Source organism: Sphingobium phenoxybenzoativorans (assembly GCF_001757355.1).
Classification (GTDB): Bacteria; Pseudomonadota; Alphaproteobacteria; order Sphingomonadales; family Sphingomonadaceae; genus Sphingobium; species Sphingobium phenoxybenzoativorans.
In genome coordinates, this window is record NZ_MINO01000023.1 from 39,688 (window position 1) to 57,322 (window position 17,635).

Sequence of the window (17,635 nt, forward strand, 5' to 3'; positions counted from 1 at the left end):
ACGTTCGATGCGATCCAGCAGCTTCATGGCCTACCTCGAATCAGATTAAGCTTGTGTTCTTGATATGTTCTTATTAGGAAGATCCCATCGAGTCTAGGATGAATTCCTACACCTCACCTGGACCGCCCCTTGAAAGGCGACGCAGATGGAGAATGTCAGGGAAGAGCTGGATCGCCTGATCCGGCAGAGAAACGTCGGTTATTCCGCGGTTTCGCGGCTGCTCAATCGCAACCCCGCTTATATTCAGCAGTTCATCAAGCGTGGTTCGCCGCGCAAGCTGGATGACGAGGACCGGCGTATCCTTGCCCAGTTTTTCGGGGTCGACGAGCAGGTGCTCGGTGGGCCAGCGCTTCCGGTGCGCGATGGCCTGGTCGAAGTGCCAATTCTGAACGTCGATGCCTCGGCCGGCTTTGGTGCGATCGCGGAAAGCGAGACGGCCCACACCCGGTTTGGCTTTGACGAACGATGGCTGGGGAAGCTGACCCGGGCGAAAGGCCCCAGCCTGTCAATCATCCACGTCCATGGGGAGTCGATGGAGCCCACGCTGCGTGACGGCGACGAGGTCCTGGTCGACTCCTCGGATCAGGGATCTCGCCTGCGTGATGGCATCTATGTGCTGCGCGTCGACGATGCGCTGGTGGTGAAACGTGTGACGATCCAGCCAGGCGGACGGCAGATCACGATCTCGAGCGACAATGCCGCCTACCCGACCTGGACCGACGTTGAGCGCGCGTCGATCCATGTGGTCGGTCGGGTCATCTGGTTCGGTCGTTCTGTCTGATCGGCCGCGATCAGATCCCTGCAAATCGCTCTCGGTGGCGGGCCACGAAGTCTGCCCTTGGATGCAGTGATCGATCACGCGGCAACCGGATTTGCTGACCGGCCGGCGGAAACAGCTGCAGAAGCTCGGACGGCACCTTGTTGTGTGACACGAGCAGGCAGAGGTTGTCGTCGAAGGTGATGAGGTGGCGGTCGAACAGCCAATGAGCTGTTGCTGACAAGGCTACCCCGTTCTGGATGATGTCAGGACCGCCATCGGCGACCGACCAGATGTGCGCTGCCTGGGCTTCTGCCTTGCCGCCGCCATTGACGATCCTGAGCCCGGTGACCGCACAGATATTGTCGTAAGCGTCGAGAACGTGATTGCGGAAGTTTGCGTCCCGGATCTTGCGGTTGACGAGCATCTGCTCGACCCGGCGCTCCGCGAAGTGATCGTGCAGGAGCAGATTGGTCTCCGGATCGATGCGTGGGGCATCGAGCTCCAACCGGATCCGGTTTTCGGGATCGAGAGTTTCGGCAAGGCCAGCATTGACGATGGCCACGAAATCCTCGTTCTCTAGCTTGCGGACCGACTTGCCGCGCAGGCTCCGTCCGGCATCGCCCGGCTTTGCCATCTCGCGCAGAAACCGCTCGGCAAACCGGCCGCTGCCGTCGCGGTAGGGGACAGGCTGATCGAACTCGAGATAGTCACGGACCCGTGCGTAGAAGTGGCTGGGATCGCTCGGATCGGCATCGATGCGTTCGACGAAGGCCGCGGCGATATAGGCCATTCGCCCGCCAGAGACCCGCGTTTCGCGGTAAACAATCCAGTCGCTCGCGAGCTCTCGCGCAACCGACAGATAATTGCTCGGAAAGTGATACCGCTCGGTGATCGCGTCGTCGTACCGCGAATTGCCGCTGATCTCGAAAACGCCCTTCACAGTCCTGCCCGTAGCCCAAGTCGATAGACACCAGGTTGCCTGGAGAACGCCCCGCCGTCCAGGCTCTAAAGCGAAGAAGTCAGATGCCGATCTCGAAGGGCTTGGTGCGCTCCTTGGTCAGTTCGGGCGGCTTCTTCGAATGATCGTCCTTGGTCGAGGCGCCAGCAGCCAGACCCTTCGCGGCTGCCTCCCGGAGCCGCTCGGTTGCCTCCAACGCCGAAGTCTTTTCGCCGGTGTTGTGGGCCACAGCCTTCCCAAGCTTTTCCGCACTGTCGACCACGAGGGTCAGGTGATCGCGCAGGCGTGTCACGGTCACGAGGAAGGTCTGCTGGTTGGCAAGGTTGCGCTCACGGCTATCCATCACCGCAATCCCGCGATCCGAAGTGAGACCCTGGGCCATATGGGCATTGAGCGCGTAGGCGAGGTCAAGCCGCCTCAGCATCGGGTCCCCTCGCTCGAGTTCATGGCGCAGGCCGGATGACGTCACCAGCGTGACCCGCGCGCCCTCGACCGCTTCAATCCGCGCCTGGTCGGCATTGAACAGGCCCCGCCGATGATCGTTCTCGGTCCAGCGAATCCGATCGCCGTCATGGATCGAAAGGCGCTTCTCCTCGAACAGCGCGAGCCGATCGTCCTTTTCGCCAGGGCGGATGCGGCTCGGGCGAAGAGTTCGCATTCTGCCCTTGGCATCGCGGAGCCGGACCTCGCGAGATTTGTCGTCGATGCTCTCGACCTTGTATTCCCCGCGCGGGAGACCCTGCTGCTTGTCTGGGCTGCGAACGTCGAGAACCATGCCTGGGCGGTAGGCCGAAAGGTATCGGAGTTCCTCTCTGGTCGCATTGACCCGCGAGAGCACGGTCAGGTCCAGCGGGGTCTTGCCGAGCTCGCCATTGGCCTTGAGCCCGCGTTGCACAGCGTCATTGACCGCGCTGCGCAAGAGCCGGCCAGAGGCATAGATCGCGGTCCTATCGCGGTCCTGTGGTGCCAGCGCTAACCATTGCTCGGCAGCGACCAGCGCGCTGTCGCCCGTTGCCTCAATCGTCGAGCCTTTGAGATGACCGAGGGCGGTATGGACGTCGCCCGATTGAGCAGCGGCCTGGGCGAGACGCAGCTGCGGGTCCCGGCCGCGCAGGTTGGTTGTCATGTCTGCGCGCGCGATGCCCGCCTTCTGGACGAGATCGAAGGGTTTGCCCGCATCGACCGCACCGAGCTGGCGCGTGTCGCCAATAAGAACAAGCCGCCGGACGCCGGCAAGGTTGGCCAGTGTCACGAGGCGTTCCTTGTCGTGGTTCGAGACCATCGACGCTTCGTCGAGGACTAGCACCCGGTCGCAGAGCGCATCCTTCGCTTCAGCCTGAAGACCGGCATTGCCTGGGTCTTCCAGCAGTGGCGCCCAGCTCTTGAGCAGCCGAGCCAAAGTCATCGAGGTGATGCCGGTATCGCGCTCTAGCATCTGCACCAACGTGTTCTGAACCGCGAGCCCGATTATCTCCTTGCCTTCCTCACCGAGGATCTGCGCCACGGGCTTCAGGACACTGCTCTTACCGGCACCTGCTACACCCTGGATGGCGATGGTGCGGTGGGTCGATGCCAGGATCAGGCGCGCAGCCCCTTCCTGGCCCGCGTTGAGGTCGATACCGTGATTGATGGCAGCAACAGCCTTGACCCGTGCGCCGGCGTCATTGCTGTGGAGAAGGGGCGCAACAGCGTCCCTCCCGGCTTCGACCGCAGCGAGAATGCGATGCTCACTAGCGAGGGCATCGCGGGAGGTTAGCCAGCCTTTATGCTCTCCTGACCCTGGAACGAGATCGCCCGAACGGACCAGCGCATTGACCCGCGTTTCGATGGCCGCGATCGTTGTGGGTAGCCCAAAGTCCAGCGCTGCTTTGTACAGCGCCTCACGCGGAAAGGCTGCTTCGCGCTGCGAGAGGTGGCGCACGGCAGAGGCCGTTGCCTGGGCGGCGGCAACGGTTTCGCGGTCCTGCTTGAGCACGTGAGCCGGGATTAGCGGATCGGCAGGATTGCCCTTGATTCGCTCGGCAAAGTCCCGAAGCCACGCCTTGCCGCGCTCGATCAGGCTGGTGCCGGATGCGGGCGTGCGAGATGCTGGATTTGCGAGGGTCTGCGCCTGTTCAACCATCGCCGGCAGGTCGAGGCCTGCGGCCTGGGCATGGCCTTGCCAGCCCGACAAAAGTGCGCCCCTGTCGGCGACGGCCTGCTTGGCGCTGCGGGTGTCGAGGGCAGCAATCTTGCCAGCTTCAAGCCCGGGGCCCCGCCGCGCGTCGAGCACTTCCTGGCGCCGCGTGGAAAAGGCCATTACCTGCTCGCGTGTAAAGCCGGCAGCCTCGAAATTGCCATGCTTACCAACGGGCCCTACCGCATAGCCGAGCTTTTCAACCGAGAGACGGAAGCGCGCCATCGTCATGCTGTTGAGGAGCGTGTTGAGCGACCAGAGCCGGTCGTTCTTCAATGTTCGCCATTTGCCATCGGCACCTTTCGTGGCGTTCGCGACTACGGCATGGAAGTGGAGATTGGGCTCCTGGTTCCGGTTCGTATCGTGCTGAAACAGCGCCACCGTGAGGTTGCCGGTCTGAACCGTGCGCACCTTCCCGTTTTCGACGAGGCGCGTTTCGGCCGCGTTCGTTTCGGCCCATCGAAGCGTCTCGATTACCGCTTCGCGATAGGCTTCGATAATCCGCTTGTCGCCGCCAACGAGCGCGAGAACCGACCAACTCTTGGGTAGCGAGAAAGTGAGGTCGGTCCCGGCACGGTGCTGGTTTTCGTGGCCGACCCTGGTTCCGTCGGGGAGTTCACCTTTGAGGAGCTTGTCGAAGACCGCGGCATCAACTTCTCCGGAAAGGCCCAGCGCCGCGGCGCCTGATCCCACCCATTGACCAGATCGGTCGGCGTCCGCGCTCGCGTAGTAGTTGTCGGCAGCAAAGTAGCTGGCCGCGCCGGAGGCTGACCTGACATTGGCAACCGAAAGCATGGATCCAGATCCTTCCAGCAAGGTGCCCCCTTGCTTTGCGGCCCTTAAAGATCGGGTTCGTAGAAGTCCTGTTCGCCGCTCTCGATGCCGCCTTCGAGCAAGTCCCGCTCGGCCCGTTCGCGAGGATGTTGTCGCTCGTTCGGCCGCTCGATCGGCTGCGGCTTGAGATCGCCCGAACCGGGCTTGTCTCCTGGTATGGGTGCCTTCTCATCAGGGGATGGCTGCGCCCCGTCGGTAGCTTCACTCCTGCCAGAGAGAAGCGGTCCTGGAGGCAGTGTCGCAGCTGTTCCGCCCGCCGCGGTGGCTTCGGTGGCTGCCTCACCCTTGCTCTCATCAAGCGCTCCCCGCACCTCATGGGAAAGCGTGGCTCGGGGCTGTTCGTCGCCCTTCTGGCTTGCCTCGTCGGGCGTGGGCCTCACGCCCTTCAGGTCGAGCTTCAACTGCCGGGGAGCGACCGGCTTGCCGGCACCATCGTCATTCGCGGCCGGCGCACCTTCGGCGGGTTTGGATCGCGATGCAGGCGAAGAGGTGCCCGCTGCGGCTCCCTCATCCCGGGCAGTCGGCTGGGGGCCAGGTTCGGATGCTCGCGCAATGAACCCTTCTGCCAACCGGGGTAAACGGCGCGGCACCAGGGTCACCGGAGCGGCCGGGAATCCGTCCGGGAACTTGAGGTAGCCGGAGAGCCGCGGCAGGTTCATGAACTGGTCCGGAAGGAGCAGTGGTTCGATCTGACGCCGGGGGGTCAGGCTGACGGCGTCGCGAGCATTGTTGTAGCCGTAGCTGTACCCTTCCTCCATGTCGCGCACCTGCCGATGTCCGATAAAGTCGGAACACCAGGTCGCCGTCTCCCGGTCCGCGGTTGCAAGGATGAGCTTGCTTCGAGCCAGCGACGACAAGGTCATCGCCATGTTCTCGCCGTAGACCTCCTTGAGCTTGGCAAAGGCATGGACGCCCGTGACGATCGCTCCTCCGAAATTGCGTGCGGTCTGGAGCCCTTTTTCCAGCGCTGGCAGCCGGTGCAATGCTCCCAGTTCGTCGACCAGGAACCAGATTCTGAGATCCGGTGTGCGCTCCATGGTCATCAGCGTGTTCATCGCGGTGTCGAGCCACAAGGTGAGCAGCTGCGAACAGATCGACATGTCGACGTAGCGCGCGGACAGGAACAGGATCGATCCCGGAGCGGATATGCCTCGGGTCCAGTCCCGCACCGAGAAGCGCGGGCTATTGTTGGGCAGCAACTTGAGCGCCTTGGCATTGGCGTTGAACACGGCCCGGATCGACTCCGCCATGCGCGCCGCTTCGGGAGCGGTCAGCGGGTCGGCCATGGTGCCGCGCATGAGCTTGTGGACCTGCGCAAGATCGGCGGTCATTAGCCGGGTCGCGAGCGCGTGGTTGGTGGCCTGCCCGGTGCGCTGGAGATGCAGGCACATCTCGACGAAGAGCATGCGGGCTGCGAGCACCCAGAATTGCTCTGAGCCGCCACCATCGTGTGGAACGAGCGCTTCGGCGGCGGCGTGGAATTCGCCCTCGCTGGTGCAGTCATGGAACACGCTCCAGGTAGGACAGCGGGCATCGAGCGGGTTCAGGATGATGTCGCGCTCGGGGTCGTAAAAGGCCTCAATGAACGCTCCGGTGAGATCGAAAACCACCGCGCGTTGCCCACGCGCCCGGGCCTCGGCGAGGAGCTGGCTCAGGGCCACGGTCTTGCCGGTGCCGGTTGTGCCGATCAGCATCGTATGGCTCTGCTCAAGGCGCCATGGCCAGGACACGCCGGCGAGATGAGCCGGGCTGTAAAAGCCTGCCTCTTCGGTCGCTGCAGCGGCTGCCAGCCGCCATTTCCAGCCGAGCGCGGCTTGCAGCTCGTGAGCCCGTTCTGTGCTGTTGTGCCGGTCGATTTCTGCCTCGAGCTCGTCAAGGGTGACAAGCATCGCGCCGCGCTCGTGCTTGCGCTCCTTTGATTTGCCGCCGAACCGTTCAGCGAACCACCAAAAGGCGATAAAGGCAGGGACGAGGATGAGCGCAGAAAGGCCCATGCCGCGCCGAATGGCGGTGCCGAGCGCAGCTACGGCCTCACGCATTGGAGGAAAGTCGCGAACGACATTGAATGGCAGGCGGAGGGTGCCGCCACCGGCCAGTTTCAGCTCCACCAGCTTGCCGGGATCGAACTCCATGAAGGCGTAGCCCGAAGCATAGAGATGCATCCATGCCAGGTAGATTTGGTGGTCGGTAAGCGCCGTGGTCACCTCCCAATAGGAGAGCCAGGCGGCGACAATGAAAGTCACCAAGAGCGGCCCTTTGAGTCCGGCCGCAAACATGAAGCCGAAGTGGCCGAGGAGCTGGCTGCCGCGCGTGAAGTTGAGGAGATTACGCTTCATCACTGCCTCCCTCGGGTGCGGAGGCGCTGAGCCCGAGCCGGGCGAGCCTGCGATTGTAGGCCTCGTGTGTTCGCTGCCGCAACGAGCCATCAGTATGGCTGGCCAGGAGCGCTTCGAGGGCTACCGTGATGAACAGGTTTTGCCGTACCGGGTCGAGGGCGCCAGGCCGCTTTCGCGCTTCGTTTTCACGCTGCCAGGCATCGACCAGCTGATCGCGAATGACGATGCTGACGGAGACCTGCTGGTCCCGGGCTTTGCCCTTGATCCAGTCAGCAAGTGGGCGGGGTACGTATGTCTGAAGACTGAGATGCCGATCCATGTTCTGGGGTCCAATTGACCCTTACGAACCTGGTTCGATCTTGCGGAAGACAGCGATGAGAATAAATCAGGAACATTGGCGCGTCAATTGCGATAAACTGGCGCTATGTCAGAGAGTTAGGCGGCCTCAATTTGCCCATAAATCGCGAATCCAAGGCACGCATCACGTTCAAATTGGTTTGACACCAGCCCGAAACCTCAGCGTATCACACTGATATGCCTATACTAAATCCGGCAGTGTCACTGCGTACGGTGTGCTTAGTCTACCAAGCTGCGAGTGGGTGATCCGGTCACTTCGCCGGACATGCTGGAGGGATTGAATGGCCTCGATAGCGCGGAGCCAAAGCGCGTGCGGGCGCCGATGCCCGCACTCCGCTCGTCGTAACTGATCCCGAGCGCGATCGAATCAACGGCGAGCAAAATAAAAGGGCAGGAACCGCTCTCGGCTCCCACCCTTTTCGGCGTCAGAATTCATCCAGCATCGACCCGTGAATGGTGTGGACGACACGCGTCGCCAGGTGTGCCGGCAGGGCGCAGTAGTCGCCTTCATCGAGCGCGATATATCCGAGCTCGTCGTCTGCCACGATGTGCTGATTGAAGTAGCTGTGCAGTGCCCGGCGTTCGGCGAGTTCCAGGGCCTCGAAGTAGCTGCGGGATGAAGCAGCGCAAGGTGCAGAATAAGCCATAAAGATCCTCCTGAGGTTGTCTCGAACGACAGAAGGAAGTGCGATGTTCGTGCGCATGACGGGTCAGGGACCGCGCGTCGGCGCGGCCGCGTCAGCGGCGGTGGGGGAAACGATTTTGTCGGGGGAGGGATTCATCCCTTCTCCGGCAAAATGGTGGGGCCCTGCCGTCCTTGAGGCGGCATGTGGACGGACATCATGCTGGGCATTCCGTGAGCCAGCCTCGCTACCCTCTCGGTTGCAGGGGGTGGCTGTAGTCGGGCGCCGCTTTTCTCATTTCCTACACCCTGGGCGCGGTGGCAAAGGAGCTATCGAGGGACCACAAAACAAGGGGGCGGAAAGGACTGACATGCCCCGCAAGAACAATCCGGTCGATGCCTTGAAGAAGCTCCGGGAACAGCGCGACGAACTGGCGGCCAAGGAAGCAAAGCTTCGCGACGAGGCTGCGACTGTCCTCGGCCACATTCTGATCGAGTGCGGCGCCGAGACAATCGAACCGGCCCAGCTGCGCCAGATTGTCCGCGCATCAATGGCGCTCGGGATCGAGGAAACGCTGAAGCGGATCGCCCCTGCGTAGCCCCAACCAGCGGCGGCAAGGGGTTCGATGCCCCGCGCCGCCGCATCGCCGGCGTACAAAAGAAAAGGCCCCGATGGCGTCTGCCACCGGGGCCTTGTTGCAGGGTGAGGCCATTCAGTCCTCGTCGATGTCCGGCGCGCCCTCGTTGCTGCCAGAGCGACCCTTGGTGAGGAAGTCGACCTTGTCGGCGATGATCTCGCAACCGTAGCGCTTGGTGCCGCTCTGATCCTCCCACTGGGTGTAGTGGATGCGCCCTTCGACCGTCACGAGTTGGCCCTTGGTGCAATACTTGGCGACGTTCTGGCCGAGGCCGTTGAAGCAGGTGATCCGGTGGAATTCGCTGTCCTTGGCGGTGTAGCCGTTTTCGTCCTTGTAGGTCTTGCCATCCTTGCGGGCGGGACGGTCGGTCACGACCGAGATCGAGGTGATGCTGGTTCCACCCTGGGTGGTGCGGGTCTCGGGGTCGCGAGCGATGCGGCCAACGAGAATAACGAGATTGGTCATGGGCTTTCTCCTGATCGAGCATTCCGGGTCCATCCCGGCTGCAAACCCGAGCAGAAGCGCCCCGCGGCGAAGCGCACCGGAGGGGAACCCGGAACTGGTCCGGGTGGTGCGGGCAGCCGGGCACAGCCCGGCAACTCGGCCGGACCTGATCCGGGTTGCGCGTCTCGACGGGGGGTGATTCAGGGACAGGTTTGTATCGAAGCCGGGTGGAGCCGGAATGCTTGATCAGGGTTGCCCTGCCTTGTTTCCTACGTGTCTTGGTCGGATCACTCCCCCGCCAGCTCTCCACCGGAGAACACCTTCCTAGATCACGGTACTGACCGTGCCTCCGGCAGATGGCGTGCTCCTGGACCCAGCTGCTTCGCCCCGGGGGCAGGCATATCGATCGTCACCCCTTCAGCGCCGTCCAGAGGGTTGCCTCGCAGCATCCAGGCCTGCAGCGTGATCAGGCGCGCCCAGTCCGCAAAGGAGGGGATCCAGTCCAGGTCTTCGCGCACGTGCTGCTCGCCGACCAGGCGCACCGGAACCGTCCGGCCATCAGCATTGACGAGGGTCTCGCCGAAGATCGCCTCCAGCATGAATATCCCCTCGGCATGGTGCCGCAGCGCGCGATGCCGGGGGTCTGCCAGGATTGCCTTGGACTCGTCGAACCACTGATGCAGCGGGAGATAGTCATCGACGGTACCGCCCCATTTCCGGACCGACGAGAGGGCGTGGTAGTAGCAGTGAGCCATGCCAGGTCTCCTAGAGCTCGGTCGAGTGATCATCGGTCGCGGTGAAGCGCAGGCTGCAGTCGAGCACGAAGGTTGCTTCAGCCACATCGATCACCAGTTCGCCGCAGGCACCGTCGTTGATCTCCCAGCCAGGATGATGACGTTCGAGCGCCAGATAGGTTAGCTGCTCGAGAGCTTGCCCAAGCGACTGCAGCTGCTCGGAACCTGAACCATCGGCCGGATGTGCTTCGCCTTCCGGCAGCTTAACATCAGGGCACTCGATCGCCGCACCGGCTGCATCGAGGCAGACACATTCCTCGACGGCACCGCTGTCGCTGCAACCGTCAAAGCGGATCTCGACGCGGGCGATGCCGGCTTCCTGCAAGCGCTGGAGAATGACGGTCTTGAACTGCTGAATCTCTTCTGCAACCTGCATTTGCCGCTCGGCTTGGCGAACAGCAAAGTCGGCCATCACGGCCTCGATATCGATCATGGAACGCCTCCTGTGGCACGGAACCAACGACCATTCGCTGGCTCCAAACGACAGGCGCGCCCCTTTCCTCTGACGGACGACGCCAGCGCCGATCCGGCGCTGGCGCGAAGACCGACAGGGTCTCAGTCGTTCCTAGCCGAAGTGTTCTTCGGATTGGTGCCGAGGGGCCCGCGGCGATCTACGACGGTGATCCGCCGAGCCTTGGCATCGATGACGAGCCGCTCGAGCACGCCATTGCCCGGAAAGGCGATAACGTAGCGCGGATCGAGGGAGAGCATCCGCTCGTTGCGCTTGAAGCCAGCACGGGCGCCCAGCCGCATATCGAGCGAGAACGTCACCTGCGGGATGCCTCGACGTTCAGCCCAGCTCGATGCCAGACGGTCGACGCCCTTGGTGTCGCCGCCGTGAATGAGCACCATGTCCGGCACGCGGTCGCGGACCTTGTCGAGCGTAGCCCAGACATTGTTGCCGAAGGTCAGCGCATCGTCTTCGGTAGCATGACGGGTACGCCCTCCGGCGAACACGACCGGGGTTCCTTCGGGCACCGCTGCACGGCGTTTGGCTTCGGCGCGGGCACGCAGAAAGTCGCGCCCTTCGACGAGTGCGGAAGTCAGCATGGCACTGTGATTGAAGCGCGAACTGGAGACCGGCTTCCAGGAGGAGCCGAACTCGTTGAGGTACAGGGCTGCGGCGACCTCGCGCATCTCTTCAAGCGCCAGCATCGCGCTCTCGGCGCATTGCGCCCGCTCGACCTGGGTCTCGAGTTCATGTGTGTGAACCTCGGAGCCATCGGCCGTAGCAATCAGCGCGCGGACCTCGTCGGTCGCCCGGTCGAGGGAAGTCGATTTGCGTTCCGCCGAGCGGTGAAAGATGTTGACGAAGGCCCAGCCAAGATCCTCGGCATCGGCTTCAAGAGCGGTTCCGGACAGCATCGCGAAAAGATCGGACCACACCGCTGCGAGGGTTTGGACGACCGCTTCGCGGACCGGGAAATCGCTGGTCGATAGGGGTGCAGGTCCAATTGAGAAGCCGGCGAGATCGAGCCCGGCGAGTTGATCGGCAAATGACGTGTGCATGGGGAAGTCCTCCTGACTGGCGTGAGGCCGACGCACCCGTTCTTGGCTGCGCCAGCGAGAGCCCGTCAGGGCCAGCTTCAGGCAGGATTTGCGCACCCGTCAGGGGAAACCCGGCTTGGCGGGCTGGCGCGGGCAGGCCTTGAGCCCGAAGGGCCAAGGACAACACGGGCCCGCCCAAGCCGGGTTGCGCAAGACTGGCGGCTGGCCCAGGGCCTCTCTCGCATGGCGACAGACCATGAGTGGCGGGCAAAGCTCAGTCAGGGATGGCAACCCAGCGCCGCGACGATCCAACTCGCAGGCCTCAAGCTGCGCGCTTGGTGTATACTCCCTCGCCGTTCGACATGTGCCCGAGGCAATCGTAGTCGCCAAACAAGGCATCGAAACGGGATGCGATCTGGGACAGCCAGCGCTGTGCCCGCGGTGAGCGGGCCGTGCGCCAATCGGCGTCCCAATAGGCCCCATCATCGCGTTCGACGATCCAGACGGCAACCAGCCCGCCATAGACCGATACGCCGAAATCCGCATAGGCATTGCGCATGAGGATCCGGTCCTCCCGGCCGCGCCAGCCGTCATGCGGGATCAGCGACAGGAAGGCTCGGCCGGCCCGCTCGCGCAGGTCGTCGCGCAGCCAATCGTATTCGAATTCCCAGTCGTCCTCGGCTTCGACCTCAAGCACTGTGAAGGCGACGATTGCGCCGCTGGGATAGCTGACTGATCGGCCCATGGCATCCTCCCTCAGGCCGCAAGCGCCGCGTCGTCTGACGCGTCGTCAAACTGTTCGGGCATGACCCTTCCGCCAAGCTTCAGCAGCAGGGTCGACGCCTCCTCAGCCTTGGCGGCAGCGGTCAGGATGGCGCGATCGTCATCCTTCAGAAGCTTGAGCCAATGCTCGATGTAGCTCGCGTGGCTGTCGAGATGTGTGACGGGCAGGCCCAGCTCAGCGCCGAGCATGGCGCTCGATAGTTCGGCTACCAGTTCTTCGGCGGCATAGGCCGCCGTGCCGAAGCGGTTCTTGAGGTCGCGTCCCAGGCGGCTGACATGGCCGGTCCAGTGCGACAGCTCGTGGGCGAGCGTGGCATAGTAGTGGTCAAAGCCGGAAAACAGGCTCGTCGGCGGCATCGTGACGCGATCGGCGGTAGGTTCGTAATAGGCTTCGCAGCCCTGGTGACGCAAATTGACGGGGATGGCAGCGAAGAAGGCGTCGAGGTCGGACGCGCGCCCTTCAGGCTCGACCAGTTCCAACGTCGCGGCCGGATGAAAGCGCTCGGGCAGACCTTCGACCTGATCGGCATTGAAGACTGGATAGGCTTTGAGCACCCGGCGGGCCTCGTCGGTCTTTTCGCCGGTATCGGGGGCTTCCACCTCTTTGGTGTAGCTCTTGTAGAAGATCGCGATGGTCGACTTCTCGCCCTTGCGGACCTGAGCGCCAAGAGACTTGGCTTGGTTGTACGTCATCCAGAACGGCGAAGCGTAGCCGCACATGTCGGCGACCATCCACAGCCAGAATACGTTCATACCGCGGTACGGAATTCCGCAGGCCCGCAGGGGCCGGGAGACCGGGACACCGCGCCATGGCTTGATCCACGGCTTCGTGCCTGCTTCCAGACGGGCGATGATTTCCTGGGTGATGCGGGTGGCGGGCGACAAGCCGCCGCCCTGCCCCTTGCGATAGGCCACGATTGTTCTCCTGATTGAGGCATCCGGACAATCGGCGAGGGGTTCGCCGGTCAGTGCCACAGGTTCCCGAGCCCCCTCTGCTCTGCCTCCAAAAGAGAAGCGGCCCTCCGGCATAAGCCGAAGGACCGCTTCTCGAGTTGCGAGTGACCTAGCCTGTCAGGAGGAGGTCAGGCGGCCAGCTCGCGGGGAGACTGATGTTCGTCGTCACCGCCCTGCTCCGCTCCAGCGGAGTCGATCTCAGCTTCGCCAGCGTCCGGCGCAGCGGAGGAGAAGCGCATGACCTCAGGCACCCAGGCGAGCGCCTTCTCGCGAACCTCGACCTCAGTGATGTAGGTGCCCGCAAAGACGCGTTCGGCGCTCAGCGCGAGGTCGCCCTTCTTGACCGAGGCAAAGCGCGAGGAGAGTTCGAGACCGCCGACATCGGTCAGCGCATCGAGGATCACCTGCTTCGACACCCGATCGAAGTAATTGGCCGCTGTCGGGCGCCACCACTGCGCCATGTCGATGCCGATCAGGCTGCCGAGGTGATCCTGGAATGGCAGCTGACGCTCGCCCGTCATGTTGAGGCTTGCCTCGAGCGACCGGGCTACGACATAGCCCAGCCATGGGGCTCGGCTTTCATCGGGCAGCGCCCGAAACAGATCGAAGCGGGACGTTGCATCAGGCCCGGCGCGCCAGCTTTCGTCGAGACCAGACCTGAGCTCGGCAAGCGCGCTGCTCGCCGGCGCATCCTTGGCTTCGAATCCGATGATCGGGCCTGCTGGAACAGGCGCGCGCAGCGTGGTCGAAGAGCGCGACCGCCAGTCGTTGGTATCGGCATCGGCGAGGGTGAAGACCATGATGTCGAGCGCCAGCCCGGGATCGGATGCAACGTGAAGTGCCAGAACATCGCGGCGCTGCATCGCGAGTTCGTCGACCAGACGTTTCGACAAGGTGGTCCGGCGCCTGTCCGAACCTTTTTCGCCTGCAACGACTTCGATCCCGTCGTCGGCTTCGGTGGGTTCAGCCTGACGCTCGCCGTAGAACACCGGCTGGAGAACCGGCGTGCCATCGCGCGATAGCACCAGGATCATCCCTGCTTCGGCCTTGAGGTCAGCCGCGATGACAGGCGGGCGAGCTCGGATTTCCTGGCATTCGCGTTCGATGGCATCGATGGCCGCCTCGGCCGCTGCCACAGCCTCTTCGGCACTGTCCTCGTCTTCAAGGATTGCCGCGTGCTCGTCATAGGAGGCATCGAGTTCGTCGAGCCTTGCCACTTCCGCTTCGGTCAATGGCGCCGGTTCGGCAGGAAGCCGGACCAGCCCTTCGACCAGATCGTGGCTGGCATATGGATCGAGCGTGGGCTTGACCCAGGCGAGCCCTTGCTCGGCAGCGAGGGCCTTGGCCTGCTCTTCCATCTTTGTCGCGGCGAGGCTTTCGAGCAGCGCAACATCGACCCAGGATTCGCTGTCGTCGTTGTCGAACAGCTCGCGTTCGATCCGGCCGCCGGCGGCAATGTAGGCATCGCGGCCGACAAGGCGCGCTCGTGGATCGCTGCCCCGGACTGTGCCGGAGAGGACCATGCGCCGGATGCTGTCGGGATTGGGCGCATAGTAGGCCGAGGAAAGCTGCTCGAACACCCGGGCCTGGATGTCCTGGTCTGAGGTCGCGCCGAAGGCTTTGGCGATGTCGAGGGTGATTTGGCCGGAGGCTAGTGCCTCGAACACGACGGGCGCAAGCGTCGCGAGACGCAGGCGGCCCTCGACAAAGCGGACGGTCAGACCGAAGCGGCGCGCGACATCTTCGACCGTCGCACCGCCTGCCACGAGCGCGGCAAAGGCCTGGGCTTCGTCGGCCGGGTTCATGGCGAGGCGGTGGAAGTTCTCCGCGAGGCTGGTCTCGACTGCAGCTTCGGCACTGTCTTCGAGCACGAGGCACGTGACTTCGTGATCGCGGGCGAGGAGCTTTCCGTCCGCGAGCGCCAGCATCGCGCGGCGGCGGCGCTCGCCAGCTTCGACTTCAAACTTGCCCTTGGCGCCGGGCCGGACAATGAGATTCTGCAATAGTCCATGGGCTGCGATGCTGGCTTTGAGCTCGGCATCGGCAGCTGGATCACTGTGACGGCGGACATTGCGGGGGGACTGAACGAGTTTGTTCAGCGGGATCGACTTGATCATGGGACACACTCCTGATTGTGAGCCCGGCGCATCGACCATCGACGCCCAAATGGCTCAATCAGGGCAAAGCCCGCTCCACTCTTGTGCTTTCGCAGCAAATCTTCCGATAGCCACGGGCAATGACGAATGGCTATGGTTGCGGGCGATCCGGTTGGGCTCCTTTTAGGCTAGGCTGCGTTGACAAAAGACTTCAGCCATAGGCGCGCAGCGGCAAGGTTGAGGAAGCTCTCGAACGACAGGACGGTCTTGTCGTAGCGGGTGGCGATGCGGCGCTGTTGCTTGAGTTTGCCGAACATGCGTTCGACACGATTGCGGTCCCGGTAGCGCCGATAGTCTGGATGATCTGGGTTCTTGCGGTTGGAGCGTGGCGGGATGATCGGCAGAATGCCGCGCATGAGCAGGCTCTCCCGGAACCTGTCGCCGTCATAGCCTTTATCGGCGAGCAGTGCCTTGGGCTTGGGCAATGGCAGGGCCATGAGGGGTTCGGCGGCGTTATAGTCCGATGCCTCGCCGCCGGTCAGGATGAAGCCGACAGGCAGTCCCTGATTGTCACAGCGGGCGTGGACCTTGCTCGTAAAGCCGCCGCGTGATCGACCAAAAGCCTGCGCGGCAGCCCCCCTTTATGGATGGCTCGCCCCTTAACTGAGCGTTGTTGCCTTACGGCAGCAGGCCGTTTGCGAAAGGAGCAAGGGTCATGGACATATCGGTTCTCGGGATTGATCTGGGCAAGAACAGCTGCAGCGTGGTCGGGCTGGATGCGACGGGCAAGGTCGTTGTGCGACGACGGATGCGGCGCGAGACAGTCATCACCTATGCGGCGAGCCTGCCGGCCTGCGTCATGGCGATGGAAGCTTGCTGCGGCGCTCATCACATGGGCCGGGCGCTGGCACGACAGGGCCATGCAGTGCGGTTGATGTCGCCGGAATATGTCCGTCCTTACGTCAAGGCGCAGAAGAACGACGATCGCGATGCCGAGGCGATCGCGGAAGCGGCGACACGCCCGACGATGCGCTTTGTGGAGCTGAAGAGCGAGGAGCAACTAGACATGCAGACGTTGCACCGCATTCGTGATCAGCTCGTCGGTGACCGTACCTCGCTGATGAACCAGATCAGAAGTCTTCTCCTCGAACGCGGCTATATCGTTCCGCAAGGGCGCGCAAAGCTTGCCGTCCGCCTTGGTGAGATGCTGGAAGGCGATGAGCCAGTGCTCGGTCCTCGCATTCACCGGCTCGTCAGCGATATGCGTCTGCGCTGGATTGCTCTCGATAAGCGAATTGCAGATCTCGATGCCGAGTTCACCGAGGCTGCTCGTTCGGATGAGCGCATGCGGCGGCTGCTGACGATTCCCGGTATTGGTGCACTCAACGCGACCGCGCTGGTGGCAGCAGTCGGAGACGCCAGAACTTTCGGCCGTGGTCGGGATCTTGCCGCCTGGCTGGGGTTGGTACCGCGGCAGGCGACCACCGGGGGCAAGCCGCGGCTGCTCGGTATCACCAAGCGCGGGAGCCGCTATCTGCGCAAGAACCTGATCCAGGGCGCCCGATCGTCGCTGCCGACGATGAGCAAGAGCGATACGCGGCTCGGCGCCTGGCTGCGGGGCTTGCTCTCGCGCTCCCACCCCAACACCGTCGTCGTGGCGCTGGCGGCCAAGATGGCGCGCATCGTCTGGGCGCTGCTGCGTCACGAACGCACCTACGAACCAATCGCGCAAGCGGCGTGAGCGAGATCGGCTGATGCGGCGTGCACCGGCCGGATGATGTCTGCGGGAGGTGAGTGATAGATGGCCTGACAGTCGACCGGTGTCCCGGAACCCTACGGCGTAAAATGGCACTCGATGCCGGCCCCTTTATGAGGACCAGGACGCGCGGATCTCCATCTTGGCCAACGGCACCATGCTGAAAGGCCGGATACGTTTTCGCAGACTGACCAGATCATCAGACACAAACCGCTTGCCGACGGGGCGAGCCATACGTTTCCGCCCGCTGCCGAGACATGGCCGCGAACGGTGGTGCTGTCGATCATGTGCTGCCAGTCGTCGGTCAGTCCCAGATCGACCAGCGTTTGCAGTAGCGCATCCCAGACGCCTTGCTCCGCCCAGCGCCGGAACCGGACATAGACTGAGTTCCACTTGCCGTAGCGCTCGTGCATGTCACGCCAGGGGCAACCCACCCGCAGTACATGAAGCATCCCATTGAGAAACCGTCGGTTATCGCCCGCTGGCCGCGCCCAGCGCCCGCGCTCAGATGGCAGAAGCGTCCCGATCAGTTCCCATTCCGCGTCCGACAAATCCCCACGGCCCATGACTACTCCCCAAAGAGCAGCCTTGAATCAGAACCCCACCCGTTTGGGAATCCCTTTTGTCAACACGACCTAG

The 17,635-nt window shown here is 63.2% G+C and carries 15 protein-coding genes and 2 pseudogenes; 4 read left to right on the top strand and 13 right to left on the bottom strand.

Going from position 1 to position 17,635, the window contains the following annotated elements; translation table 11 throughout:
* The first annotated feature begins 145 nt into the window (after positions 1-145).
* Positions 146-781, top strand: coding sequence for a S24 family peptidase (locus BHQ40_RS12670; protein ID WP_070156243.1), 636 nt, complete (start codon positions 146-148; stop codon positions 779-781).
* A 10-nt stretch (positions 782-791) separates the two neighbouring features.
* On the opposite strand, the gene BHQ40_RS12675 is transcribed toward BHQ40_RS12670, so the two are convergent.
* The 3 genes from BHQ40_RS12675 to BHQ40_RS12685 all read right to left on the bottom strand — a co-directional run bounded on the left by BHQ40_RS12675 (position 792) and on the right by BHQ40_RS12685 (position 7,064).
* Positions 792-1,700, bottom strand: a complete 909-nt coding sequence (locus BHQ40_RS12675; protein ID WP_070156244.1) for an HNH endonuclease — start codon at positions 1,698-1,700, stop codon at positions 792-794.
* Between the two features lie 79 nt (positions 1,701-1,779).
* Positions 1,780-4,689, bottom strand: coding sequence for a MobF family relaxase (gene mobF, locus BHQ40_RS12680; RefSeq protein ID WP_070156245.1), 2,910 nt, complete (start codon positions 4,687-4,689; stop codon positions 1,780-1,782).
* 44 nt (positions 4,690-4,733) lie between these two features.
* On the bottom strand, positions 4,734-7,064 hold the full coding sequence (locus BHQ40_RS12685; RefSeq protein ID WP_070156246.1) for a type IV secretion system DNA-binding domain-containing protein: 2,331 nt from the start codon (positions 7,062-7,064) through the stop codon (positions 4,734-4,736).
* Positions 7,065-7,158: 94 nt separating this feature from the next.
* Here BHQ40_RS12685 and BHQ40_RS26185 point away from each other — a divergent pair, with 94 nt between their 5' ends.
* Positions 7,159-7,401: a hypothetical protein gene (locus BHQ40_RS26185; protein ID WP_070156247.1), complete on the top strand. Its 243-nt coding sequence runs from the start codon at positions 7,159-7,161 to the stop codon at positions 7,399-7,401.
* 445 nt (positions 7,402-7,846) lie between these two features.
* Here BHQ40_RS26185 and BHQ40_RS12695 read toward each other — a convergent pair whose 3' ends face one another.
* Positions 7,847-8,068 carry a hypothetical protein gene (locus BHQ40_RS12695; protein WP_070156248.1) on the bottom strand — a complete coding sequence of 74 codons (222 nt, stop codon included), beginning with the start codon at positions 8,066-8,068 and terminating at the stop codon, positions 7,847-7,849.
* A 346-nt stretch (positions 8,069-8,414) separates the two neighbouring features.
* Between BHQ40_RS12695 and BHQ40_RS12700 the strand changes: the two genes are divergently transcribed.
* On the top strand, positions 8,415-8,642 hold the full coding sequence (locus BHQ40_RS12700; RefSeq protein WP_070156249.1) for a DUF6437 family protein: 228 nt from the start codon (positions 8,415-8,417) through the stop codon (positions 8,640-8,642).
* Between the two features lie 114 nt (positions 8,643-8,756).
* Here the strand turns inward: BHQ40_RS12700 and BHQ40_RS12705 are convergent, their stop codons facing one another.
* The 8 genes and pseudogenes from BHQ40_RS12705 to BHQ40_RS12740 all read right to left on the bottom strand — a co-directional run.
* Positions 8,757-9,146, bottom strand: a complete 390-nt coding sequence (locus tag BHQ40_RS12705; protein WP_007688363.1) for a single-stranded DNA-binding protein — start codon at positions 9,144-9,146, stop codon at positions 8,757-8,759.
* Positions 9,147-9,454: 308 nt separating this feature from the next.
* Positions 9,455-9,880 (bottom strand): DUF6915 family protein, encoded by a 426-nt coding sequence (locus BHQ40_RS12710; RefSeq protein WP_253183350.1) that lies wholly within the window; start codon positions 9,878-9,880, stop codon positions 9,455-9,457.
* Positions 9,881-9,890: 10 nt separating this feature from the next.
* A complete protein-coding gene (locus BHQ40_RS12715; RefSeq protein WP_070156250.1) occupies positions 9,891-10,352 on the bottom strand; it encodes a DUF6878 family protein in 462 nt (153 codons plus the stop codon).
* Positions 10,353-10,474: 122 nt separating this feature from the next.
* Entirely contained in the window at positions 10,475-11,428 is a 954-nt protein-coding gene (locus tag BHQ40_RS12720; protein ID WP_070156251.1) for a DUF2493 domain-containing protein, read from the bottom strand.
* A gap of 301 nt (positions 11,429-11,729) precedes the next feature.
* The gene (locus tag BHQ40_RS12725) at positions 11,730-12,152 is read right to left on the bottom strand and encodes a hypothetical protein (protein WP_070156252.1); all 423 of its coding nucleotides are present in this window, start codon (positions 12,150-12,152) and stop codon (positions 11,730-11,732) included.
* Positions 12,153-12,163: 11 nt separating this feature from the next.
* Positions 12,164-13,105 (bottom strand): ArdC family protein, encoded by a 942-nt coding sequence (locus BHQ40_RS12730; RefSeq protein WP_070156253.1) that lies wholly within the window; start codon positions 13,103-13,105, stop codon positions 12,164-12,166.
* A 167-nt stretch (positions 13,106-13,272) separates the two neighbouring features.
* Positions 13,273-15,261 carry a ParB/RepB/Spo0J family partition protein gene (locus BHQ40_RS12735; RefSeq protein ID WP_070156254.1) on the bottom strand — a complete coding sequence of 663 codons (1,989 nt, stop codon included), beginning with the start codon at positions 15,259-15,261 and terminating at the stop codon, positions 13,273-13,275.
* Between the two features lie 167 nt (positions 15,262-15,428).
* Positions 15,429-15,881 (bottom strand): annotated as a pseudogene (locus BHQ40_RS12740) (IS5 family transposase); the annotation flags it as partial.
* Positions 15,882-15,955: 74 nt separating this feature from the next.
* On the opposite strand from BHQ40_RS12740, the gene BHQ40_RS12745 reads away from it, so the two are divergent.
* On the top strand, positions 15,956-16,981 hold the full coding sequence (locus tag BHQ40_RS12745; protein WP_070156256.1) for an IS110 family RNA-guided transposase: 1,026 nt from the start codon (positions 15,956-15,958) through the stop codon (positions 16,979-16,981).
* 257 nt (positions 16,982-17,238) lie between these two features.
* Here the strand turns inward: BHQ40_RS12745 and BHQ40_RS26710 are convergent.
* Positions 17,239-17,562: pseudogene (locus BHQ40_RS26710) on the bottom strand (IS5 family transposase); the annotation flags it as partial.
* Positions 17,563-17,635: the final 73 nt, after the last annotated feature.

Bases quoted from the DNA above. Each gene is read 5' to 3' on its own strand.
- BHQ40_RS12670 (WP_070156243.1), top strand. From the start codon at position 146: ATGGAGAATGTCAGGGAAGAGCTGGATCGCCTGATCCGGCAGAGAAAC.
- mobF (WP_070156245.1), bottom strand. From the start codon at position 4,689: ATGCTTTCGGTTGCCAATGTCAGGTCAGCCTCCGGCGCGGCCAGCTAC.
- BHQ40_RS12685 (WP_070156246.1), bottom strand. From the start codon at position 7,064: ATGAAGCGTAATCTCCTCAACTTCACGCGCGGCAGCCAGCTCCTCGGC.
- BHQ40_RS26185 (WP_070156247.1), top strand. From the start codon at position 7,159: ATGGCTGGCCAGGAGCGCTTCGAGGGCTACCGTGATGAACAGGTTTTG.
- BHQ40_RS12695 (WP_070156248.1), bottom strand. From the start codon at position 8,068: ATGGCTTATTCTGCACCTTGCGCTGCTTCATCCCGCAGCTACTTCGAG.
- BHQ40_RS12700 (WP_070156249.1), top strand. From the start codon at position 8,415: ATGCCCCGCAAGAACAATCCGGTCGATGCCTTGAAGAAGCTCCGGGAA.
- BHQ40_RS12705 (WP_007688363.1), bottom strand. From the start codon at position 9,146: ATGACCAATCTCGTTATTCTCGTTGGCCGCATCGCTCGCGACCCCGAG.
- BHQ40_RS12710 (WP_253183350.1), bottom strand. From the start codon at position 9,880: ATGGCTCACTGCTACTACCACGCCCTCTCGTCGGTCCGGAAATGGGGC.
- BHQ40_RS12715 (WP_070156250.1), bottom strand. From the start codon at position 10,352: ATGATCGATATCGAGGCCGTGATGGCCGACTTTGCTGTTCGCCAAGCC.
- BHQ40_RS12720 (WP_070156251.1), bottom strand. From the start codon at position 11,428: ATGCACACGTCATTTGCCGATCAACTCGCCGGGCTCGATCTCGCCGGC.
- BHQ40_RS12725 (WP_070156252.1), bottom strand. From the start codon at position 12,152: ATGGGCCGATCAGTCAGCTATCCCAGCGGCGCAATCGTCGCCTTCACA.
- BHQ40_RS12735 (WP_070156254.1), bottom strand. From the start codon at position 15,261: ATGATCAAGTCGATCCCGCTGAACAAACTCGTTCAGTCCCCCCGCAAT.
- BHQ40_RS12745 (WP_070156256.1), top strand. From the start codon at position 15,956: ATGGACATATCGGTTCTCGGGATTGATCTGGGCAAGAACAGCTGCAGC.